This window comes from Nonomuraea diastatica, from assembly GCF_004349015.1.
GTDB lineage: Bacteria > Actinomycetota > Actinomycetes > Streptosporangiales > Streptosporangiaceae > Nonomuraea > Nonomuraea diastatica.
In genome coordinates this window covers 1-21,601 of sequence record NZ_SMKP01000142.1, presented here as the reverse complement: position 1 = coordinate 21,601, position 21,601 = coordinate 1, and the positions used below count along the sequence as shown (strand labels likewise).

The window sequence follows — 21,601 nt, the reverse complement described above, 5'->3', positions numbered from 1 at the left end:
AGCCTTCGCCTTTCTGCCGCAAGCCCGTGGACGGCCTGGCCGCGCACGCCTTGCCGCTCCGGGCGGAGCCGCCAGACTGGCAGGTCGCCGGTGGTGCGGCTCCGCCCGGCCGGCGGGCGCCCACGACACGTTCCGGTTCAGGCCGGAACCTCGGTCCCGGGAGCGGGGACGGTCACGGGCGGGCAACGCGGGTCCAGCCGGATCCGTGCCAGGTCGCGGCCCGCGATCGCCCAGGCGTTCCAGGATCCGGGCTCGAAGTGGAGTTGCGGGTTGGTGTGCCACTCGTCGCCCATCCCGGTGGCCAGCAGCGTGGCCCCGCGCTCGGCGTCGAGCTCGTAGGCGTTGCCGCCGTCACGGAAGACCGAGGCGAACAGGCGGCCCCGGTGCACGGTCAGCTCGCCGTAACCGGACAGCATGCCCTGCCGGACGACCTGCCGGGTCGCGGGGTCCAGGGCGATCCAGGCTCCCGAGTCGCGCTTGTACGACGCGTACAACAACCCGCCGTGCAGCTTGACGTCCTGGAAGGTGCGGTGGCCCGGCATCGGCTCGGCCCGCCAGAGGACGGTGCGGCGGGCGAGGTCGAAGGCGGCTATGGAGGCGGACGGCGCGCTGGTCCCGAACACGTCGCCGGCCAGGTAGACCACGTCGCGCCCGGCGTCGAGCGTCAGGCTCATGAGGCTCTGGCCGGGGATGATCCCCTGATACACGTCCATCCCGCCGGTATGGGGGTCGACCACCGACAGCGCGCCGCCGATGCTCGCCGACAACGACGCGGTCGCGACCAGGAGCTTGCCGGAGCGGGGGTCGTACTCGATGTCCCAGGGCCGCTTCTGGTCGTGGCCGAGGTAGCCGAGGCTGCGGACCTCGTCGGTGCGCACGTCGACGGAGATGATCTCGCCGGTGGGGTACATGGCGGCGTAGACCTTGTTCCCGTTGCCGACCATGGCCTTGGGCTCGCCCGGCACCCGGATCCTGCGGTGCCCGCCGGTGCGCAGGTCGCGGATCTCCATGGCGAAGTGCCCGCCGGCGTACACGGCGCGGCCGGGGACGAGCAGCATGCTCTGCGGCCGCTCGGCGCCGGGCGGCAGGCCCGCGTCGATCAGGTCGGTGAACTCGGCCGCGCCGGTGCCCGCGTCCAGCGACCACAACCCGCCGCTGCCGGCGACGGACAGCAGCGTGTTCTCGCCGGTCACGTGCAACAGGCGGGTCTCGTCGCCGTAGGACGGCGGGTCGATGACCTTGGTGAGCGCCGTGTCGCCCGTCCGGTAGCGGTAGACGGTGCCGTCGGGGCGGGAGGCGGCGTAGACGGAGCCGTCGGCGGCGGTGGTCAGCGCGTCCAGGAGCCCGGACGCGATGGTGACCCGCCGCAGGTCCGTGCCGTCCTTGCGGACGTCGATCAGCTCGCCGCCGGCGGCGGCCAGGACCCGGTCACCGTTGAGCGCGACGACGCCGATCGCGGCGCCGCCGGTCGCGAGCTGCCGGACGGCGCCGCTCTCGCGGTCGATCCGCACGAGCAGCCGCTTCTCCAGCAGGCCCGCGTAGACGTAGCGGTCGTCGGCCGCCACCGCACGCACATGGTGCTCGCCCTGAGCCGGCACGTCGTAGCGGCGGACCGCGCCGGTACCGGGGACGTACTCCCACACGCGCCCGTCGGGCGAGGTGCCCGCGTACAGGGTGCCGTCGGGGGCCGCGGCCAGGCTCCAGACGAAGCCGCCGGTCCCGCCGAAGGAGTGCAGGTGCGTGACCTTGCCGGTGGCGATGTCGAAGCCGTACAGGTCGGGGACAGGGTAGGTGCCAACATAGACCGTGCCGCCGGACACGGCGACGGCCCAGCCACCCTCGGGCTCGCCGTCGGCCGGGCCGTCGGGGAGCGTCACGCTTCTGACCACCTCGCGGGTGCTCAGGTCGATCTCGGCGAGCACGGGCGGCTTGGGGCCGCGGGTGACGACGTAGACGTGGCCCTCGTGGACGGCGGCGCCGACGACGGCCCCGGTCACCGAGGCCGGTCCGTACGTGGTGACCGCCTGGCCGCCGCACCGTGAGGGGGTGGCCGAGGCGGCGGTGGGTGAGACGAGAGCGGGTAACAGGCCCGCCACGACGACGAGCAGGGATCGGAGCATGCCCAGGACCTCGTGTTCCATTGTGCTCGATTTTGGTCCAGACCGTAACCTTATGAGCGTCGCTCGTCAACGGCACGATGACCCACCGTCGCCCCCGCGGCCTGGTCGATGCGGACCGGATGCACGACTCGCGGTCGCCCGAATCCCCGGACGTGCCGGAAACGGTCGTCGCCGATATCCCGCGGAGATCGTCGCTAACCTTCCCTTCAGATCGGCAGACGGCACCCATTTCGACCCGCCGATCGTCCCGGATCCGATCCGAGGGCGCTTCCCGATCGGTCCCCGGCCGTTTCCCGGCCGGCCCCCGGTCGCCCGGACCGCCCCCGGGACGGTCGCGGGCTCCTGGTCGGCCCTGGGCCGCGGGGCCGGTGTCGGGTCGGCGTGGGAGCGGCCGGGCCGGGCGCGAGCCGCGGAGCCCGTTCGCGATCTAGACATTACGGACTAGGCCGTTATAGCGTGCGGCGAAACCGCACCAGGGAGGCGCACATGATCCCCCGCCGTCGATTCCTGCAGGCTGCCACCGCCGCCACGGTGGCTGCCGGTCTGCCGGCCACCGCCGCGCGCGCCGCCACACCCGCCGAAGGCACGCTCACCGACCTGGGCCCCGCCAGCGTCGCCAGCCCTCTCGGCAACGCCGAGTTCGTCGGCGGCGTGCTCTACGCCGGATCGCGCGGGCTGTCGCCCAACGTGGTCGGCGCCTACGACCTGGCCGAGGATTCGGTCACCGCCCATTTCGACATCCCCACGGGCATCGGGGTGTGGGCGATGTGCAAGGTCGGCACCGACGTCTACGTCGGCACCCACGCCAAGTCCGACCTGTACAAGCTCGACACGGTGGCAGGCTCGGTCACCAAGGTCGCCTCCTTCCCCGACCACTTCATCTGGACCCTCGCCTCCTCCCCCGACGGCAAGGTCTACCTGGGCACGTCGGAGCCGGGCAAGGTCAAGGAGTACGACCCCGCCACCGGCGCCACCCGCGATCTGGGCGAGGCCGTGCCGGGCGAGGCGTACGTGCGCGCCATCCAGGCCGACGACACGCACGTCTACGCCGGCGTCGGCGCCAACGCCCATCTCATCGCGATCGACCGGGCCACCGGCGAGCGGCGCGACCTGCTGCCGTCCGAGCTGGCCGACCGGGACTGGGTGTCGAGCATGGACGTCTCCGGCACCCACATCGCCGGAGGCATGAACTCGCTGGCCGAGCTGGTCATCCTGAACAAGGCCGACCCGTCCGACCACAGGGTCGTCAAGGCCACGGCCCCGGGCGAGAAGTACATCGTCTCGGTCCTCATCCACGACGGCCACGTCTACTTCGCGGGGCGCCCCACCGGCACCTTCTACCGCTGCCGGCTGGACACCGGCGATCTGGAGGTCCTCGGCGTGCCGTACTTCGAGGCCGCCACCCACCGCATCCTGGCCCACGAGGGCCGCGTCTACGGCGTGCAGGACAACGCGGTGTTCGTCTACGATCCGGCGACCGGCGCGCTGGACTACCGCAACCTGGTGCAGCGCGGTTTCCGCGCGGCGGCGGAAGAGCCGATGTCGGTGCACTCCGACGGCGAGCGTGTCTACGTCGGCGGCAAGAGCGGCGCCGACATCCACGACCTGGCCACCGGCGCGGTCACCCGGCTGTCCATCCCCGGCGAGCCGAAGACCATGCTCACCGTCGGAGGCACCACCTATCTCGGCGTCTACACGCAGGCCGCGCTCTACTCCCACCGCGCCGGCGACACCGAGGCCAGGCTGCTGGCGCGCACCGGCAACCAGCAGGACCGGCCGCGCGATCTCGCCTACGACGACCGGACCGGCGTGCTCGTGATGCCCACCCAACCCGAGCCCGGCCACATGAACGGCGCGCTGTCCTTCTACTCCCCGCGCACCGGCGAGTACGTCACCCAGCGCCCCGCTGTCGAGCGCCAGACGGTCTACTCGGTCGTCACCCGGAGCGGCATCGCCTATCTCGGCACGCTCACCCAGGAGGGCCTCGGCCTGCCGCCGGTCACCTCCACCGCGCGCCTGGCCGCCTACGACCTGTCGGCGCGCGCGTTGTTGTGGCAGGCCGAGCCCGTCCCCGACGCCCGCCACATCTCCGCGCTCGCGCTCGGCCCGAGGCACGTGTACGGCATGGCGAGCACGGGCGTGGTCTTCGAGTTCGACCCGCGGGCCCGGAGGGTCACCCGCACGCTCCGGGTCGGCGCGAAGGGCGGGGACCTGTTCGTCGTGGGCCGGGTGGCGTACTGCGGCGACGGCGACAAGGTGTACAAGATCGACCTGGTGACGTTCACCGCGAAGGCCATCGTGACCGGGCTGGCGGGTCAGTGGTTCGGCGGCGAGCCCAAGCTGGCCCTCGACCCCTCCCGCCGCGCCCTGTACGGAGTCAAGGACCGCAATCTGGTGCGCATCGCCATCAGCGGCAACAGGTGACATCGGCCACGGCCGCCACGTGATCGTCAGGTGCGCTCACCGGCTCCGAACGGACACGTGGTGGCCGTACTCGTGTCCGCCGGGGCACCGAAGTTCGCGAACGAGCGCGAGGGCGCCATATGACGAAAAATTATGGATTTCTTCTCATCAGAATACTGTCCAGTAGTGCAGATATCGGAAATATCCATGAATCTTATCCTCGTCGCCGACTTTCGACCGTGGGGTCGGGGGCAGAAGACTCGGCGTAAGCCCCAGGGGACGACGAAGGAGTGATCATGACGGATCGCCTCAAGGGAGCTGCGCAGCAGCTGCACGACGAATGGGACGACGACCCGCGCTGGGCGGGCATCGAGCGCACCTACAGCGCCGAGGACGTGATACGGCTGCGCGGCAGCGTCCAGGAAGAGCACACGCTCGCCCGGCTCGGCGCCGAACGGCTGTGGGCCCTGCTGCACACCGAGGACTATGTCGCCTCCCTCGGCGCACTCACCGGCAACCAGGCCGTCCAGCAGGTGAGAGCGGGCCTGAAGGCGATCTACCTGTCCGGCTGGCAGGTCGCCGCCGACGCGAACCTGGGCGGGCAGACCTACCCGGACCAGAGCCTGTACCCGGCCGACTCCGTGCCGGCCGTCGTGCGCCGCATCAACAACGCGCTGCTGCGCGCCGACCAGATCACCTGGTCGGAGGGCGTCGAGAGCCCGCACTGGCTGGCGCCGATCGTCGCCGACGCGGAGGCCGGGTTCGGCGGGGTGCTGAACGCCTTCGAGCTGATGAAGGGCATGATCGCGGCCGGTGCCGCCGGCGTGCACTGGGAGGACCAGCTCGCCTCCGAGAAGAAGTGCGGCCACCTCGGCGGCAAAGTGCTGATCCCCACCGGCCAGCACATCAAGACGCTCAACGCCGCCCGTCTCGCCGCCGACGTCTGCGGCGTCCCCACACTGATCATCGCGCGGACCGACGCCCAGGCCGCGACGCTGCTGACCAGTGACGTGGACCCGCGCGACCAGGCGTTCACCACCGGCGAGCGCACCGCGGAGGGCTTCTACCGGGTCAGGAACGGTCTGGAGGCGTGCATCGCGCGCGGCCTGGCGTACGCGCCGTACTCCGACCTGCTCTGGATGGAGACCGGCACGCCCGACCTGCAGGTGGCCCGCGAGTTCGCCGAGGCGATCAAGGCCGAGCACCCGGAGCAGATGCTCGCCTACAACTGCTCGCCGTCGTTCAACTGGAAGAAGCACCTGGACGACTCCACGATCGCCAAGTTCCAGCGGGAACTGGGACACATGGGGTACAAGTTCCAGTTCATCACGCTCGCCGGGTTCCACTCCCTCAACTACTCCATGTTCGACCTGGCCCAGGGGTACGCCGGCGACGGCATGCCGGCGTACGTGGCGTTGCAGGAGGCGGAGTTCGCCGCCGAGGCGCGCGGTTACACCGCGACCCGGCACCAGCGCGAGGTCGGCACCGGCTACTTCGACCTGGTCAGCACGGCCGTGGCCCCCGACTCCTCCACGACCGCGCTCAAGGGCTCCACGGAGGAGGAGCAGTTCGCCCGCTGAGCCCCTGCACGCGCCGGCCACCTCCAGGGCATCGAGGATTCGCCGGCGCACTCACAGGGAAAGGCCGCGCCAGTCCTCCCCAGCACTGGCGCGGCCTTGCCTCATGAGGAGCCGGTGGGCGTCGGCGTCGGGGTGTCCCGGCCGGGCGTGGAGGGACCCGGCGACTCGCCGGGCCCGTCCTGGGGGATCGTGCTGATCGACGATGACGGCCGCGGGCAGTCCCGCCTGGCCATGGCGCCGCGCCTCCTGCCGGCCGGGTCCGCGCACGCGCCGGGGCCGTCCCCGCGGGGCTCCTCCGGCCGGGCAGCGCCGGACGGGCGGCCCCGCGGCGGCCTGAACGTGTCCCACCGATGGGGCGAAGGGCTGCCGGCGCCCTCCTTCGTACGGGTGCGCGTGACGAACACCGTGGGCGTGGCGGGCGCCGTCGCCCGCACGGTCCGGGTGGGCGGCACGCGCCCTGCCAGGGTGGCGACGGGGTGCGTCGTGGACGCGGCGCTGCCCTCCGGCCGCACGGCGGGCGGCGGGTCGCCGGGCAGCAGCGAGCCGCCCCCGATGGGCGCGCCGTCCGCCCCCGACGCCGCGATCACCGTGATGGCCGCGATCGACACCGTGGCCAGCGCGGCGAAGCTGGCATGCGACAGGCTCGCTCCGGCCCTGGCCCTCCGGCGCCTGCGGGATCGTTCCAACCCCGCCTCCCCGGAGGCCGCGGCGAGCGCGCCGGACCCCGTCCCGGCGCCCCCGTGCCGTACCCGCCCCCCTCCTTGCGGGTACGGCACGGCGGTCCAGATCTCGCTCAGCACCTCGTCGACGACCTGGCGCAGATCCCACGGATCGCCCACGCCGCCGGCGGCGAGCAGCACCCGCAGCAGCTCGGCGGCCCGGGGGCGGTCGGCGGGCTCCTTGGCCAGCGCCGCCTCGACAGCGGGCCGCAGCAGGGCGGGCACCCCCTCGATCCGCGGCGGCTCGAACAGGATGCGCCGGGTCAGCACATCCGCCTCCCCGCTCCCGAACGGGTGGTGCCCCGTGGCGGCGAACGCCACCAGGCACCCCCACGCGAACACGTCGGACGCCGGCAGCGCCCTGTCCGTCGACTGGTCCGTCAGCCGCTCCGGCGCCACCCACCCGGGACTGCCCATGACCTGCCCGGCCTGCGTGTGGGCGGACAGCGTGTCCACGTCGCGGGCGATGCCGAAATCGATGACCCGCGGCCCTTTCGCGGACAGCAGCACGTTGCCCGGCTTGAGGTCCCGGTGCACGAGCCCGGCCTCGTGGACCGCGACCAGTGCGGCGGCGACGCCGAGCGCCACGCCGTAGGCGCGGTCGGGCGTCAGCGGCCCCTCCGCCAGGACGACCCGGGAGAGCGCGGGGCCCGGGATGTACTCGGTGACCAGGTAGGGCCGGCCCTGGTCGGTGCCGTCCTCGACGACGGCGGCCGTGCAGAACGGCACCAGTCTGCGTGAGAAGGCCACTTCCTCGGCGAAGCGGGTGCGTAACGTGGCATCGTTGAGATGCACCGCATGTGGTGTCTTGAGCGCCACCAGGCCGCCCCGAGGGTGTTCGGCCAGGTAGACGACTCCCATCCCGCCCGCGCCGAGGCGCCCCAGCAGCAGATATCGCCCGATGATGACCGGGTCGCCCACCGTAAGCGGTCGCACGCCGGCAGGCATGTCGCTCGCACCACGCGCCATCCGGGTTTCGCCCTTCCTGTCTGGAACACGGCACAGCACACTGTGACCGCATCCAGGCAGGCTTTCCGCATGTCTTGCATAAGCGGTATCAGAGGTAAGGCGATCGTTCCTCTGGGGTGAGGAAGCCGTGTGACGGAAGTGGCGGTGCGTCCCCCCGCGAGGGCGGGGATCAGGAGGCGATCGCGGCGGCCTCCTCCGCCTCGACCTGGCGGTTCCAGTCCTTCTTGACCGCCCGCCAGCCCTCGTCGTCCACCCCCGCGCGCCAGTAACCGGAAATGGACAGCCGGTCCAGCGGGACGCCCCGCTCAAGCCGCAGGTGCCGGCGGAGCTGCTTCACGAACCCCGCCTCCCCGTGCACGAACGCGTGCACGTCTCCCTCGGGGAACTCCAGCTCCCGCACCGCCTGCACGAGCGCATGGCCCACCGGACGGCCGCTTCGATACAGCCACAGGATTCGCGCGTCGGCGGCGGTGTCGAGCTTCTGCTCGTCGCCGGGCCCGTCCACCTCCAGCAGGACGTGGGCGACCGCCCCTTGGGGCAGCGCTTCGAGCGAGGCCGCGATCGCGGGCAGGGCGCTCTCGTCGCCCACGAGGAGGTGCCAGCCCGCCTCGGAGTCGGGCTGGTAGCCGCCGCCGGGGCCGAGCATGAGCAGGACGTCCCCCGGCTTCGCCGCGGCGGCCCACGGCCCGGCCAGCCCTTCGTCGCCGTGCACGACGAAATCGAGGGTCAGCTCGCGCGTGTCAGGGTCCCAGGCGCGCACGGTGTAGGTGCGCAGCCGTGGCCAGTGCTCGCGCGGCATGGTCTCACGGCACGTCTTCACGCTGAAGGGCTCGGGATAGTCGACGTCTTCGTACGGAAAGACCAGCTTCACGTAGTGGTCGGTGAGCCCCGTGGTGGCGAAGTCGGAGAGCCCGTCGCCCCCGAGGACCACGCGGACCATGTGCCGCGAGGTCCACTCGGTCCGCAGGACGACGCCTCTATGATGATCTGCGGGCTTCTCAGCCATTCGCACAGCCCCCTGATTCAGCTTAGGTATACCTAACCTTACATGGTGTCGATCTGCTGCCGCATGCCGATCGCCGAAAAAGGACACGACACCACTCATGCCGTGTCCCATATCGGGCCCACATCCCTCGGCGAACCCGGCCGGCCGGCCACCGCCCCCAGGAACTTCGCCATGTGCCGGAATGCCAGCCGCGCCTCCGGCAACACGTCAGCCAGGATCGGGAAGACGTGCGGCATGCGGTCCCATTCCTCGTACCTGACCGGCACCCCGGCCTGGCGCGCCCGCTCGGCGACGCGCCTGCCCTCGTCGCGCAGCACCTCCGTCGACCCCGTCACGATCATGAGGGGCGGCAGCGCCGTGAAGTCGCCGTGCACCGGCGACACCAGCGGATCCCGCGGATCCAGCCCGGCGGTCCACCTGCGGGCCAGCCAGCGCACCCGCCCGGCCGGCAGCATGGGGTCCTGCCGGCGGTTCGCGTGGCGCGGAGCATCGGTCAGGTCCGCCCACGGCGACAGGCAGATCGCCGCCGCGGGCAGCGGCAGCCCCCGGTCGCGCAGCGCGAGCAGAGTAGCCAGCGTCAGGTGAGCGCCGGCCGAATCGCCGGCGAGCACGATGTCCCCGGCCGCGTGGCCGCGCCGCAGCAGGCAGTCGTAGGCGCCCATCGCGTCCGCCAGCGAGTCGGCCAGCGTGTGCACAGGCCCCTGCCGGTAGTCGAGCGCCAGCACCGGACGCCGGGCCGCCGCCGACAACCGCCACGTGATCGGCCGGTGCGTGCCCGGCGAGCACGAGAAGTATCCGCCGCCGTGGAAGTAGAGCACCACCTTGCGCTCGTCGAGACCCTCCCCGCCGCGTACCCACTCGCCGCCGCACGCCGAGAGCGTCGCGGGCACGATCGCGACATGCTCGGGATACGGCACCTGCACGAGCCGCGCGAGATCCCCGAGCCTGGCCGCGCAGACCAGCGCCAGCGGATGGCGCATCAACAGGATGGACGCGGGCTTCAACGTGCCGCGCATGAAACCGGTGAGCGCGCGGGCCTGCCAGCTCAGGGGATAGTCAGGAACTACGTCCCCGTCGATCCGCATATCGGTCCTCCAGTAAGTCCCCTTCCCCCTCTCGCCCGCTCCTACCGGCCAGTAAGTATCGGATCCCGCAGCGCTAAAACGCGTTGCGAGCCGCCGGGACCGCAACGGATAATTTCCTGCTTCTCATCGGCAGACCCGTGCACGGGTCCGGACACGGCATGCCACCGTGTCGTCACCCTCCGGAGGTGCAAAACCATACCGCTCTATGCCCGGCTCGTCCGGTACGGCTTCAGAAAGCACGCCACCTACGTCGCAGCCGCGCTCGCCGGCGCCTTCACCAACAGCGTGTTCGGCATCCTGCGCGCCTACATCCTCATCGCTCTGTGGCAGGCCCGCCCGGGTCTGGCCGGCTACGACATCACCGACGCCATCACCTACTGCTTCGTCACCCAGGCGTTCATCGCGCCGATGCAGCTGTTCGGTGGTGGCCTCGGCATACCCGAACGCATCCGCAGCGGCGACATCGCGCTCGACCTCGTCCGCCCCGCCCCGCTCCAGGCCTGGACCCTCGCCGAGGACGTCGGCAGGGCCGCCTACCTCTTCCTGGCGCGTGGCATCCCGCCCATGCTGGTCGGCGCGGCCGTGTTCGGCGTCGTCCTCCCCGGCGGTCCCGGCCAGTGGGCGGCGTTCCTGACCGGCTTCGCGCTCGCCATCGTCGTCAGCTTCGGCTGGCGCTACCTGATCGCGCTGTCGGTCTGCTGGCTCGTCGACGACCGAGGCGTGGCCGTCCTGTCGATGGTGCTCACCACGTTCTTCAGCGGCATGATGGTGCCCCTGCACATCTTCCCCGGCTGGCTGGCCGACGTCGCCAGGTCGCTGCCGTGGGCGGCCATGGTCCAGTTGCCCACCGACCTCTACCTCGGCAAGGCCCCCGTCATGGAGACGCTCGCGTTCCAGGCCTTCTGGGCGGCGGTCCTGCTCGGACTCGGCGCCCTCGGCACCAGGGCGATCCGCCACAAGGTGGTGATCCAGGGTGGTTAGCACCTATGCCCGGCTGGCCTGGACCTGGACCCGCGCCGCCGCCGCCTACCCGGGCTCCTTCGTGCTGATGATCGTGCTCGGCTTCGTCACGACCGCGCTCGACGTCGCCGTGATCCTGGTCGTCTTCGCCAACACCACCACCCTCGTCGGCTTCTCCCGCGACGAGGTGCTCTTCCTGTACGGCGCCGCCAGCGTGTCCTTCGCCATCTGCGACATGTTCGTCAGCAACATCGACCGGGTCAGCCAGCACATCAAGGCCGGCACGCTCGACACGTTCCTCATCAGGCCGGTGAGCGCGTGGCTCCAGCTCTGCGCCGACCGTTTCAACGCCAACAGGATCGGCCGCGTCCTGCAGGCGGTGCTCGTGCTCGGCTACGCCGTCGCCGCGCTCGAGCTCGACTGGCGGCGCGCCTGGATCATCCCCGTCATGGTGATCACCGGGATCGTCATCTTCGCCGCGCTCTGGACGCTGGCCGGCGCGGCGCAGTTCGTGCTCACGGACGCGCCGGAGCTGGTCAACGCCTTCACCTACGGCGGCCACCAGCTCACCCAGTACCCGCTCAGCATCTACGCCCGCGACCTGGTCAGGAGCGTGACTTACGTGCTCCCGCTGGCCTTCGTCAACTGGCAGCCGGGCCTGTACGCGCTGGGCAGGGACGACCCCCTCGGCACGCCCGAGTTCATGCGTTTCCTCGGGCCGGCCGCCGCGCTGGCCCTCGCTCTGGCGGCCGCGCTCGCCTGGCGGCAGGGCATCAGACACTACCGATCCACGGGGAGTTGACCATGATCGAGCTTGATCGGGCCGGGCGCTCGTTCAAGGTGAAGAGAAGACTCGTCCACGCCGTGCGCGACCTGTCGTTCGCGGTGTCGCCGGGAGAGTTCGTCGGCTATCTCGGCCCCAACGGCGCCGGCAAGTCCACCACGATCAAGATGTTGTGCGGCATCCTCACGCCGACCTCGGGCACCGTGCGGGTGGCGGGCCTGGATCCGTCACGCAAGCGCACGACTCTCGCCCGGCGGATCGGTGTGGTGTTCGGGCAGCGTACGACGCTGTGGTGGGACCTGCCGCTGGCCGACAGCTTCGAACTGATCCGGCACCTTTACAAAGTAGATCGCGCTGCGTTCCGTTCGCGGCTCGCCGAGCTGGCCGACACGCTCGACCTCGGCGCGTTCATCCGCACACCGGTGCGCCAGCTCAGCCTCGGGCAGCGCATGCGCGGCGACCTCGCGGCGGCCCTGCTGCACGCGCCCGACGTGCTCGTGCTCGACGAGCCGACGATCGGGCTCGACGTGGTCAGCAAGGCCGGCATCCGCGACTTCCTCAGGCGGCTCAACGCCGAGCGCGGCACGACCGTGCTGCTGACCACGCACGACCTCGGGGACATCGAGCGCCTGTGCCGCCGGGTCATGCTGATCGACCATGGGCGGCTGGCGTTCGACGGGACGCTCGGCGACCTGATGGCCACGGCCCCCGACCAGTCCAGCATCGAGGAGGTGGTCGCCCGCCTCTACACCGGCAGCGGCGCCACCTAGTAGTAGCTGCTCTCCGGCGTGGTCTCGTACTCCTCGTCCAGGTCGTCGTCCCGCCGCGACCAGCGCGACGGCATCAGCACGGGGATGAACAGGGCCACGCCGAGGAGTGCGAACACTCCGGTCGTCAGCAGCGTCCTGACGCCGGCGCCGGCCTCCCTGACGAGCTGGTGCATCGACGGTTCGGCCGGGATGAACGACAGCGCCCTGTTCACGTCGAGCGCGTAGACGACCGTCCAGGCCAGCAGCACCATCGACGGCAGGAACGTCGCCAGCGGAGAGACCCGGCCCGCCACCACGAGGCCGACCACCAGCCCGACCGCGGCCATCGAACCCAGCGCGATCCACAACGTCTGGCTGTCGGGTGCGGTCGCCGCGGAGCTTCCGGCCGCCTGCTGGACGGCCCATCCCCCGCCGGCCAGCACAGCCGCCGTCACCACCAGCCCGATGAGCAATCCAGCTAAGTGCCGCAACGTTTCTCACCTCAATGTCGACGTGGTGGGCACGACCCTAGCGACAAAAGCCATATTCGGCCCAGGCATTGCACAGCTTCGGCCTCAGGGCCTCATATGCCCCTGCCCCGTGAGAACATGGGGCACACTCATGCGCGCGCGACTCCCCCTCAGGCTCGCGCGGACGGCCGCCTTCGCCGCCGTCTGCGTGACCCTCGCCGCCCTGGCCCACGTGCTGGGCGGCGGCGTGGCCCCCGCGCCATGGACCGCCGCACTCGGGCTCGCGGGCGTGTCCGCGCTGGGGCTGGCGCTGTGCGGCAGGGAGCGCTCGGCGCCGACGATCAACCTCGTGCTCGTCGGCGCGCAACTCGGGCTGCACGAGCTGTTCGCGGGCGAGGGCGCGTCCTACGTCTCGGTGCACGGCCACGCCCAGGGCGGCCTGGCCGTCAGCACCGGCATGCTGCTCACGCACCTGACGGCCACACTGATGACGGGCCTGTGGCTCTCGCGTGGCGAGGCCGCCATCTGGTCGCTGCTGCGCCGCATCGGCCGCAGGCTCGTGCTGCTCGCACCGGTCGCCGTGCCCTCCACGCGGCCCGCCGCACCGATCGTCCGCACCAGGGTGGTGCCGCTCCAGCCGGGCTTCCGGCACTGCGTGGCCAGGCGTGGTCCTCCACTTCCCGCCTGACCGTCTGACACCCCATCACCTTTCGACCAAGTGGAGATTCCGCATGTCCTTCGTACGCCGTGCGGCGACCGTGCTCGCCGCCGCCACCGCTCTCACCGTCGGCCTCGCCCTGCCCGCGCTGGCTCACGTCACCGTCCAGCCCGGCACCGCCGAGCAGGGCTCGTTCACCAAGGTCGCCTTCCGGGTGCCGAACGAGCGCGACGACGCCTCGACCACCAAGATCGAGGTCTCCTTCCCCGCCGACCACCCGCTGGCCTTCGTGTCGGTCAAGCCCGTGCCCGGGTGGGACGTCAAGGTCACCGAGGGCAAGCTGCCCGCGCCGGTCACGACCGAGTACGGCGAGCTGGAGGAGGCCGTCACCAAGGTCGTCTGGTCGGGTGGCAAGATCGAGCCGGGTCAGTTCCAGGAGTTCGAGGTGTCCATGGGTCAACTGCCCACCGACACCGACTCCCTGATGTTCCCGACGAAGCAGACCTACTCGGGAGGCGAGGTCGTCGACTGGTCCGAGGCTCCCAAGGCCGACGGCACCGAGGCCGAGCACCCCGCCCCGCTGCTCAAGCTCGTGCCCGCCGCCGGCGAGGGGGCGGCCTCCGCCTCACCGTCCACTGCTGCGTCCACTGCTGGGGCCGCCGCCACGCCGTCGGTCGCCCCCGTGGCGGCCGCGTCGTCGTCCGACGGGACGGCCCGCCTGCTGGGCGGCGCGGGTCTGGTGGCCGGCGTGGCCGGCGTGGTGATCGGTTTCCTCGGCCTCCGCCGCCGCCCCACCTCCTAGCGGCACCTCCTGGCGGCCCGGTCCGCGGGTCCCCTCCGCCCGCGGCCGGCCGGGCCGCCCGACGCACGTCCAAGGTACGCCCCGGCCCGGGCCGCGTGGAGCGGCCGGCCGGGCGCGGGTGGTCAGGAGGTGATGTCCTTGCCGGAGAACCTGGCCCAGGCGATCGAGCCGAACAGCACGACGTACGCCCCGAACGCCAGCAGCCCCTCCCCCAGCGCCGCCGTGTCGACGGGGCTGCGCAGCACCGCGTCGAAGTTCGTGAACCTCGTCGGCAGCAGGTACGGCGTGATCGAGCCGAGCTCCGGGATCGCGCGCAGCACCTGGCAGATGATGATCAGCACGATCGTGGCGGCGATGGCCCCGATGGACACCTCGGTGAAGGTCGACAGGGCCAGCGCGACGGCGGCCAGGGCGGCCATGCCCGCGCCCACGTACCCGACGGCGATGAGGATGCGCAGCAGCCCCTCGCCCATCGAGATCGTGGTGCCCGACAGCAGCGTCACGTCCCCGGCGGGGAAGAGGGCCAGCCCGGTCGCCAGCGCCGACAGCGCCACCACCGCGGTGACGGCGTACGCGAAGACGACCGCGTTGAGATATTTGACGGCCAGCAGCCGGGTGCGCCCGGCCGGCGCGGCCAGCAGGTAGCGCAGCGTCCCCGTCCCCGCCTCGCCCGCGATCGAGTCGCCCGCCACCACGCTGACGACGACCGGCATCAGCAGGAGCACGAGGAACGAGAACGAGACGAACGTCAGCATGAGGCTGTTGCCCGCGACGTCCTCGATGATCCCGCCCATGCCGTCCTCGCCGGCCACGACCCGCAGCGCGACGCCGATGACGACCGGCACGACACCCAGCGCGGCCAGCATCAGCAGGTTGCGCGGCCGGCGGAAGGTCAGCCCCAGCTCGGAGCGGAGCAGCCGCCAGAACGACCACGGTGCCCGGGCGGGCGGCGTGCCGGGCTCGGCGGGATGCCGCGGCCGGCGTTCGGCGCTCCGCAGGGTCTCCTTCACCGGCACGAGCCCGGGCGTGCGCCTGGTCTGCGTCCCAGCAGCCGGCCCAGCAGCCGACCCCGCCCTCGTCGCAGCCGTCGGCTCAGCCGTCGACATCGAAGCCCTCCCCTGTCAGTCCGACGAACACGTCCTCGAGGCTGGGCCGGATCACGGCCAGCCCGCGCACGGCCACGCCCTCCCCCACCAGCGCGGCGTTGATCTGCTCCGGCGCGCGCCCGTCCAGCTCGGCCGTGACCTCGGCGCCGGATCGCCGTACGTCGGCCAGGCCCAGCGCGCCGAGCACCCGCGCCGCGTCATCGGCGTCCGGTGTCTCCACCCGGACGCGGACGACCAGGCCGCTGCGGAGCGAGGCGATCGTGCCCTGCGCCACGAGCTTGCCGGTCCGCATGATCGCGGCGTGCGTGCACATCTGCTCGACCTCGGCCAGCAGGTGGGAGGAGACGAAGACCGTGGTGCCGTCCGCGGCGATCTCCTTGACCAGCGAGCGGACCTCGCGCGTGCCCTGCGGATCGAGGCCGTTGGTCGGCTCGTCCAGGATGAGCAGCTCGCGCGGGCCGAGCAGGGCGGCGGCGATGGCCAGGCGCTGGCGCATGCCGAGCGAGTAGTTGCGGTAGCGCTTGCCCGCGGCGGCCGACAGTCCCACACGCTCCAGCGCCTCGGCGATGCGCCGCCCGGCGGTGCCGCCGGGGGCGGTCGGGTCGGCGGCGTCGAACCGCCTCAAATTGGCCTCGCCCGACAGGTACGGGTAGAAGGCCGGGCCCTCGACCACCGCGCCGACCCTGGGCAGCGCCTGGGCCAGGGGCAGGCCGAGCACGGAGTAGTCGCCGGCCGTCGGCGCGACCAGGCCGAGCAGCATGCGGATCGTGGTGGTCTTGCCCGAGCCGTTCGGCCCGAGGAAGCCGAACACCGAGCCGCGGGGCACGGCCAGGTCGAGCGCGTCCACGGCGACCTGGCCCCCGCGGAAACGCTTCGTCAGGCCGCGCGTGACGATCGCGCTCTCCCCAGAGCCGTCCCCCGGGGGCGGGGCCGCCCCGAGAGGCGCCCCCGCTTCCTGTGTGACGGCGGTCACTTGATGCCCGCCGCCTTGGTGATCTCCTCCGGGGTGACCGGGCCGACCAGGAGGCGGCCGTCGTCGGTCAGCAGGGCGGTGACAAGCTTGGTCTTGATCAGCTTGCCGGTGCCCCACGGGCCGCTCACCGGGGTCGCGGACTTGAGCACGCTGTCGAGCAGCGCGCTCGGGTCGGCGTCGCCGCCGAACCGCTCGCCGTTCTCCGGCGTCTCCGGCGTCTGCGCGGCCTTGGCCGCCAGCTCCTTCTGGTCGAACGGCAGGACCGCAACGCTCGCCCAGCCGTCACCGACGACCTTCACGCGGTCCTTGACGTCCTCGGCCTTCTCGGCGCGCTCCTCCGCGTGCTCGCCGTGCTGGTCGCCGTGCTGGTCACTGAGCGTCTTCTCCTCCACCTTGGCGCCCGCGGGCGGGGTGAAGGCGAAGTTCTCGGCCGCCGGCGGCGTGAACGTCACCTGCGTGAAGCCGACCTGGAAGGCCGGCTCAGCCGAACCCTTGGCGTAGACCTGGACCTGGAGCGGGACGTACGTCTCGCCGTCGAGCGCGATGCGTACCTCCTGGACCAGCGAGCCCTCCGCCTTGGGCGCCAGCACGAGCTGGTAGGCCGGGCGGCCCGCCACCTCCGCCGTGTTGATCACCCGGACGTCGGTGTACCTCTCGGCGTCGGCCAGCAACCGCTCCGCCACCTGCTGCGGCGTCAGATCGGTCGGCTGGGGCATCGGCGTCTTGTGCTCCGGGCCGGCGCCCTTCTTGACCGTCAGCTTGGTCGCGGTGTTGGTGGAGCTGTCCCAGTACCAGCCCTGTTCACCGTTGAGGATGAGGTTGGTCTCGTTCAGCTGGGTCGGGATGGCCACCCGCATCTTGTCGTGGGCGCCGTACCAGACCTTCACCTCGTGCGAGCCGGACAGCAGGCTGAGCGGCGACGTGTCGGCGGTCTGCGGCAGTGCGGGCAGGCCGAGCGACGCCGTCTGCTGGACGGTGCCGGACATCGGCGGGACGCCGCCCGCCTTGCTGTTGGCCGCCGCCGCGTCGGCCAGCAACTGCTGGGCCGAGCGCTCCGGCAGCACGGGATCGCCGCTCACGGCGGCGATCACGGGGCCGACGCCGATCGCGGCTCCGATGACGGCCGCCGCCGCGACCGGGACCCCCCACCTCACGTACGTTCCTCTGCGCATCTCACTCCTTTACCGTATGTCGATGCTCAGAGCCTGCGTCATGCATCCTTAGGTGGACCTGAGACTTTCTGAGACGGCTCTCAGGCTTCTCAGCGCCGTCTCAGCCCAAGGACAGGAGAATCGCCACTTGACCTCCTCCCCTTCGTGAACCGAGGGGGATCGCGGCTCTCGCGAGCCGGACCTTCCTGCTTCACCGGCGACCGCCCCACCACACTCCAAGGAGCGACAGTGACCGGTCTTACGTGGCCCCCACAGGCTTCAGATCCCGCCGGGCCGGCGGCAGTCCTTCCACGCTCGGTAACCGAAGGGAAGGCGAGAGTAAAGATGGCACCGGCGCCACCCATGGCGCGTCCGATCGCCTCGGCGGCGCTCGGACGGGCCCTGGCCTGCTCCGCAGGGGATCCGAGTCCTCCGCCTGAAGCCGTGGGCGTCCTCGGAGGTGTCCGATGAGAGTGCTTGTCGTCGAGGACGAACGGCGGATGGCCGCCGCGCTCCAGCGGGGGCTCCAGGCTGAGGGGTTCGCGGTGGACCTCGCCCACGACGGCGAGGAGGGATTGCACGCCGCCCGGCACGGCGACTACGACGTCGTGGTGCTCGACATCATGTTGCCGAGGTTGTCGGGCTACAACGTGTGCAAGCAGCTGCGCGCCGAGGAGAACTGGGTGCCCATTCTCATGTTGTCGGCCAAGGACGGCGAGTATGACATGGCTGACGGGCTCGACCTCGGCGCCGACGACTATCTGACCAAGCCGTTCTCGTACGTGGTGCTGGTGGCCAGGTTGCGGGCGCTGCTGCGGCGCGACTCGGGGCGGCGGCCGTCGGTGCTCGTGGCGGGCGATTTGTCGCTGGACCCGGCGCGGCGCAGGGTGGAGCGGGGCGAGCGGCCGATCGAGCTGACGCCCAGGGAGTTCGCACTGCTGGAGTTCCTGATGCGCAGGCGCGACGAGGTGGTGTCGAAGTCGGAGATCCTCGAGCACGTGTGGGACACCTTCGACACCGACCCCAACGTGGTCGAGGTGTACGTCGGCTACCTGCGGCGCAAGATCGACGCCCCTTTCAGCAGGAACGCGCTGCAGACCGTGCGCGGCGCCGGCTACCGGCTGGCGGGCGACGGTGGCTGACTCGCCGCTGGTCTGGTGGCGGCGGCAGGGCCTGCGGTTCCGGCTCACGGTGGCGGCCGCCGCGGTGCTGGCGCTGGCGCTCGCGGTGTCGGCGTCGGTGCTGCTCAGCGTGCTCGACCGGGCCCTGATCGACACCGTGGACGAGTCGACGAGGGCGCAGGCGCAGGCCGTGCGCGTGGCGGCCGACGCCGGGACGCTGACCAGCCCGATCACGACCCATGACGGCACGATCGTGCAGGTCATCGACGACCGGGGGCGGATCACGCACGTCACGTACGGAGCCGACCGGCTGGTGCCGCTGCTCGACGCGGAGGCCAGGGAGAAGGTGCTGGCGGACGGGCAGGCCACGCTGCTGGACGGGCGGCCGTACGCGATCCCGGGGTTCTTGCGGGTGATCGTGCTGCGCGCGGACCGCGGCCAGACCGTGGTCGCGGCCAGGCCCATCAGCGAGATCCAGACGAGCCTCGGCACGGCGGCGAGGGTGCTGTTCGTCGGCACGCCCGCGCTGGTCGTGCTGCTCGCGGTGGCGAGCTGGCTGATGATCGGCCGGACGCTGCAGCCGATCGCCGCCCTGCGCAGGGGCGCCTCGGAGGTCACGCACACGGCCAGGTCGCGGCGGCTGCCGGTGCCGCAGTCGCGGGACGAGGTGCACTCGCTGGCCACCACTCTCAACGACATGCTGGCCAGGCTGGAGGAGGCGGAGCAGCGCCAGCGGGCGCTGGTCGCCGACGCCGCGCACGAGTTGCGCAGCCCGCTGGCCAGCATCCGGCTGCAGCTGGAGGTGGCGCTCGGGCATCCAGACGGCCAGGACTGGCAGGAGACCGCCGAGGGTGTGCTCGAGGACACGATGCGGCTGTCCAGGCTGGCCGAGGACCTGCTGGCGCTGGCCCGGCTGGACGAGCGCGGTGGCGTGCCCGCCAGGCGCGAGCCCGTCGACCTCGACGACGTGGTCCGCCAGGTCGTCGACCGGTACGGCGAGGCGCGGCTGACGGTGTGCGACCCGGTCGTCGTGCGCGGCGACGCCCTCGACCTGAGCCGGGTGCTGACGAATCTGATGGACAACGCGGTACGCCACACCGCCTCCAAGATCGAGGTGGCGCTGACCGCCGACGGCGTGCTGACGGTGACCGACGACGGCCCCGGCATCCCTGAGCAGGACCGCGATCGGGTGTTCAACCGCTTCACCAGGCTCGATTCCGGGCGCAGCCGCGACGAGGGCGGCGCCGGCCTCGGGCTGGCGATCGTCCGCGAGACCGTGCGGGCGCATGGCGGCACGGTCTCGCTGGAGGACGCCGGCCCGGGGTTGCGGGCCGTGGTGCGGCTGCCGGTGTCCCGCTAGGCCTGGCCCGCTGGACCTGAGCGGCCACAGCCCTGCCTCGGGCTCGGTGCGCGTGTCAGGCGGCGCGGGCGATCCTGCCGGAGCCCTGCGCCGCGTCGTACGCGAGGACGCTCTTCGCCGGGGACTGCCTGGACGGCGTCTGTCACGTGCCAGGAAGGCACACGCCGGCGGGGGTTCCGGGAGGTGCTGGGGGATCAGGGGCCGGCGACGACGTCGTCTGCGGCCTTCAGGGGCCCTGCCGTGGCGCGGCGTGCTCGCCGGGCCCCCCGGGCTCGGATGATCCGGGCCCTGTCGGATGGACGTGGAGGGAAATGGAGCGTTCCGGAAGTGGTCAGGCGGCTGTCCCCTTTTCTGCGGTGGCCAGGAAGTCCTGGGCGATGAGCGGCAACCGGCGGCGGGCGTGGACGACCGCGATGACCCGGCGCACGGCGGGCTCGAGCGAGCGCACCACCAGACCGGCGCGACCGGCCTGCTCGGCCATGCCGCGATACCACAGCAGGGACGCCTGACCGGCGCGTACCGCGTTGAGCCAGCCGTTGCGCTCGTCGGTTTCGAGCACGACCACGGGCGTCACCGCGAACTTGCCGAACATCGCGTCGAGTTCCCTGCGCCGCAGACTGCCGCGGGCCGGCAGCGCCAGGCGCATGCCGTTCAGCTTGCCCATCGGCACGGGGTTGGGGAGTTCGAGCCCGGGCGGGGAGATCAGCACGATCTCCTGGCGTTCGAGCGGGTGGGTGATGAGGTCGGTGGGCACGGGGAGATCGGTGAGCCCAAGATCGGCCCGCTGATCCCTGATGGCGCTGACGACGCCGTCACGGCCGTCGCAGCGGACGATGTGCACGCGCACTCCCGGGTGGTGGGCCGCGTAGGCGGGCAACAACCGCCCCGCGAGACCGGGTTCGAGGCTGGGTGTGGCGGCGATGCGGAGCTCGGCCTCGGTGGTCCCGGCATGGTTGGCCAGTCCCTCGATCTCGTGAACCGCGTCGAGCGCCTCCCTTGCCAGCTTGACCACCCGGCGACCCTGCGCGGTGACGACCACGCCGCGGCCGGAGCGAGCGAAGAGCGTCATGCCGAGCTCTCGCTCCAGATCGCGGATCGCGCGGGAGAGCGCAGGCTGCGCGATGTAGAGCGATCTTGCCGCGTCGGTCATGGTGCGGTGCTCCGCAGTCGCGACCACATAGCGGAGCTGCTGGAGATTCATGCCAACGAAGCTAGGACACCACCCGCCGTCGGGACCGAAAGATAGCGGAGATCACCTCGAATGATTTCGGACCGTAACCGAGTACCGCTACATCCGTGACGGGTGAGAAATCAGTATGCTTTTGCCCCAAATTTGGCAAGGGTCCGCCAAGTCGCGGCGCAAAGCCACTGAAACCAGACAACCACGTGAACGGGGAGACACGGTGACAGGGAACGGGCAGTATCCACCCCCGCCACAAGGGCCAGGGCAGCCACAACGGCCACCCTCCTTGCCGTGGCCGCCACCGGGCTACCGCCAGCCGCAGCCGCAGGGGGGCGGCCCGTATCCGCCCCGGCAACCACCACCGCCTCCACAGCACCCCCCGCAACATTCCCCTCACCGTCC

18 protein-coding genes are annotated in these 21,601 nt (G+C 71.7%); 9 read left to right on the top strand and 9 right to left on the bottom strand.

Annotation, left to right across the window (positions count from 1 at the left end; all coding sequences use genetic code 11):
• Positions 1–137 precede the first annotated feature (137 nt).
• Positions 138–2,141, bottom strand: coding sequence for a PQQ-binding-like beta-propeller repeat protein (locus E1294_RS36880; RefSeq protein WP_132515608.1), 2,004 nt, complete (start codon positions 2,139–2,141; stop codon positions 138–140).
• A 465-nt stretch (positions 2,142–2,606) separates the two neighbouring features.
• Here E1294_RS36880 and E1294_RS36875 point away from each other — a divergent pair, with 465 nt between their 5' ends.
• Positions 2,607–4,544: a ligand-binding sensor domain-containing protein gene (locus E1294_RS36875; protein ID WP_132515607.1), complete on the top strand. Its 1,938-nt coding sequence runs from the start codon at positions 2,607–2,609 to the stop codon at positions 4,542–4,544.
• 275 nt (positions 4,545–4,819) lie between these two features.
• Positions 4,820–6,103: an isocitrate lyase gene (gene aceA, locus E1294_RS36870; protein ID WP_132515606.1), complete on the top strand. Its 1,284-nt coding sequence runs from the start codon at positions 4,820–4,822 to the stop codon at positions 6,101–6,103.
• A 101-nt stretch (positions 6,104–6,204) separates the two neighbouring features.
• On the opposite strand, the gene E1294_RS36865 is transcribed toward aceA, so the two are convergent.
• From E1294_RS36865 to E1294_RS36855, 3 genes are all read right to left on the bottom strand, one after another.
• Positions 6,205–7,758, bottom strand: a complete 1,554-nt coding sequence (locus E1294_RS36865) for a serine/threonine-protein kinase (protein ID WP_165977666.1) — start codon at positions 7,756–7,758, stop codon at positions 6,205–6,207.
• Between the two features lie 202 nt (positions 7,759–7,960).
• A complete protein-coding gene (locus tag E1294_RS36860; RefSeq protein WP_132515604.1) occupies positions 7,961–8,797 on the bottom strand; it encodes a siderophore-interacting protein in 837 nt (278 codons plus the stop codon).
• A 95-nt stretch (positions 8,798–8,892) separates the two neighbouring features.
• Positions 8,893–9,882: an alpha/beta hydrolase gene (locus tag E1294_RS36855; RefSeq protein WP_165977665.1), complete on the bottom strand. Its 990-nt coding sequence runs from the start codon at positions 9,880–9,882 to the stop codon at positions 8,893–8,895.
• 285 nt (positions 9,883–10,167) lie between these two features.
• Between E1294_RS36855 and E1294_RS36850 the strand changes: the two genes are divergently transcribed.
• From E1294_RS36850 to E1294_RS36840, 3 genes are read left to right on the top strand one after another with little or no spacing between them, the layout of a single operon-like run.
• Entirely contained in the window at positions 10,168–10,863 is a 696-nt protein-coding gene (locus E1294_RS36850) for an ABC transporter permease (protein WP_246083557.1), read from the top strand.
• On the top strand, positions 10,856–11,644 hold the full coding sequence (locus tag E1294_RS36845) for an ABC transporter permease (RefSeq protein WP_132515603.1): 789 nt from the start codon (positions 10,856–10,858) through the stop codon (positions 11,642–11,644). The genes E1294_RS36850 and E1294_RS36845 overlap by 8 nt, the downstream gene beginning before the upstream one ends.
• Positions 11,645–11,646: 2 nt before the next feature.
• Positions 11,647–12,396, top strand: coding sequence for an ABC transporter ATP-binding protein (locus tag E1294_RS36840; RefSeq protein WP_132515602.1), 750 nt, complete (start codon positions 11,647–11,649; stop codon positions 12,394–12,396).
• Here E1294_RS36840 and E1294_RS36835 read toward each other — a convergent pair.
• Entirely contained in the window at positions 12,393–12,866 is a 474-nt protein-coding gene (locus E1294_RS36835; protein ID WP_246083556.1) for a hypothetical protein, read from the bottom strand. The genes E1294_RS36840 and E1294_RS36835 overlap by 4 nt on opposite strands.
• Before the next feature lie 130 nt (positions 12,867–12,996).
• Between E1294_RS36835 and E1294_RS36830 the strand changes: the two genes are divergently transcribed.
• Positions 12,997–13,533, top strand: a complete 537-nt coding sequence (locus E1294_RS36830) for an MFS transporter (protein ID WP_132515601.1) — start codon at positions 12,997–12,999, stop codon at positions 13,531–13,533.
• A 43-nt stretch (positions 13,534–13,576) separates the two neighbouring features.
• Positions 13,577–14,305 (top strand): YcnI family copper-binding membrane protein, encoded by a 729-nt coding sequence (locus E1294_RS36825; RefSeq protein WP_132515600.1) that lies wholly within the window; start codon positions 13,577–13,579, stop codon positions 14,303–14,305.
• A gap of 122 nt (positions 14,306–14,427) precedes the next feature.
• Here the strand turns inward: E1294_RS36825 and E1294_RS36820 are convergent, their stop codons facing one another.
• The 3 genes from E1294_RS36820 to E1294_RS36810 all read right to left on the bottom strand — a co-directional run bounded on the left by E1294_RS36820 (position 14,428) and on the right by E1294_RS36810 (position 17,556).
• Positions 14,428–15,315 (bottom strand): ABC transporter permease, encoded by an 888-nt coding sequence (locus E1294_RS36820; protein WP_246083555.1) that lies wholly within the window; start codon positions 15,313–15,315, stop codon positions 14,428–14,430.
• Positions 15,316–15,397: 82 nt separating this feature from the next.
• Positions 15,398–16,384 (bottom strand): ABC transporter ATP-binding protein, encoded by a 987-nt coding sequence (locus E1294_RS36815; protein WP_132515598.1) that lies wholly within the window; start codon positions 16,382–16,384, stop codon positions 15,398–15,400.
• Positions 16,381–17,556, bottom strand: a complete 1,176-nt coding sequence (locus E1294_RS36810; protein WP_132515597.1) for a LolA family protein — start codon at positions 17,554–17,556, stop codon at positions 16,381–16,383. The genes E1294_RS36815 and E1294_RS36810 overlap by 4 nt, the downstream gene beginning before the upstream one ends.
• A gap of 446 nt (positions 17,557–18,002) precedes the next feature.
• Between E1294_RS36810 and E1294_RS36805 the strand changes: the two genes are divergently transcribed.
• Entirely contained in the window at positions 18,003–18,677 is a 675-nt protein-coding gene (locus tag E1294_RS36805) for a response regulator transcription factor (RefSeq protein WP_132515596.1), read from the top strand.
• On the top strand, positions 18,670–20,016 hold the full coding sequence (locus E1294_RS36800) for a sensor histidine kinase (protein ID WP_132515595.1): 1,347 nt from the start codon (positions 18,670–18,672) through the stop codon (positions 20,014–20,016). Before E1294_RS36805 ends, E1294_RS36800 begins: the two co-directional genes overlap by 8 nt.
• 331 nt (positions 20,017–20,347) lie before the next feature.
• On the opposite strand, the gene E1294_RS36795 is transcribed toward E1294_RS36800, so the two are convergent.
• A complete protein-coding gene (locus E1294_RS36795; protein ID WP_132515594.1) occupies positions 20,348–21,217 on the bottom strand; it encodes a LysR family transcriptional regulator in 870 nt (289 codons plus the stop codon).
• Positions 21,218–21,601 lie beyond the last annotated feature (384 nt).

Excerpts from the sequence above, each read along its gene's own strand:
- E1294_RS36860 (WP_132515604.1), bottom strand. The coding sequence starts at position 8,797 with ATGGCTGAGAAGCCCGCAGATCATCATAGAGGCGTCGTCCTGCGGACC.
- E1294_RS36840 (WP_132515602.1), top strand. The coding sequence starts at position 11,647 with ATGATCGAGCTTGATCGGGCCGGGCGCTCGTTCAAGGTGAAGAGAAGA.
- E1294_RS36875 (WP_132515607.1), top strand. The coding sequence starts at position 2,607 with ATGATCCCCCGCCGTCGATTCCTGCAGGCTGCCACCGCCGCCACGGTG.
- E1294_RS36810 (WP_132515597.1), bottom strand. The coding sequence starts at position 17,556 with ATGCGCAGAGGAACGTACGTGAGGTGGGGGGTCCCGGTCGCGGCGGCG.
- E1294_RS36795 (WP_132515594.1), bottom strand. The coding sequence starts at position 21,217 with ATGAATCTCCAGCAGCTCCGCTATGTGGTCGCGACTGCGGAGCACCGC.
- E1294_RS36880 (WP_132515608.1), bottom strand. The coding sequence starts at position 2,141 with ATGGAACACGAGGTCCTGGGCATGCTCCGATCCCTGCTCGTCGTCGTG.
- E1294_RS36830 (WP_132515601.1), top strand. The coding sequence starts at position 12,997 with ATGCGCGCGCGACTCCCCCTCAGGCTCGCGCGGACGGCCGCCTTCGCC.
- aceA (WP_132515606.1), top strand. The coding sequence starts at position 4,820 with ATGACGGATCGCCTCAAGGGAGCTGCGCAGCAGCTGCACGACGAATGG.
- E1294_RS36825 (WP_132515600.1), top strand. The coding sequence starts at position 13,577 with ATGTCCTTCGTACGCCGTGCGGCGACCGTGCTCGCCGCCGCCACCGCT.
- E1294_RS36805 (WP_132515596.1), top strand. The coding sequence starts at position 18,003 with ATGAGAGTGCTTGTCGTCGAGGACGAACGGCGGATGGCCGCCGCGCTC.
- E1294_RS36855 (WP_165977665.1), bottom strand. The coding sequence starts at position 9,882 with ATGCGGATCGACGGGGACGTAGTTCCTGACTATCCCCTGAGCTGGCAG.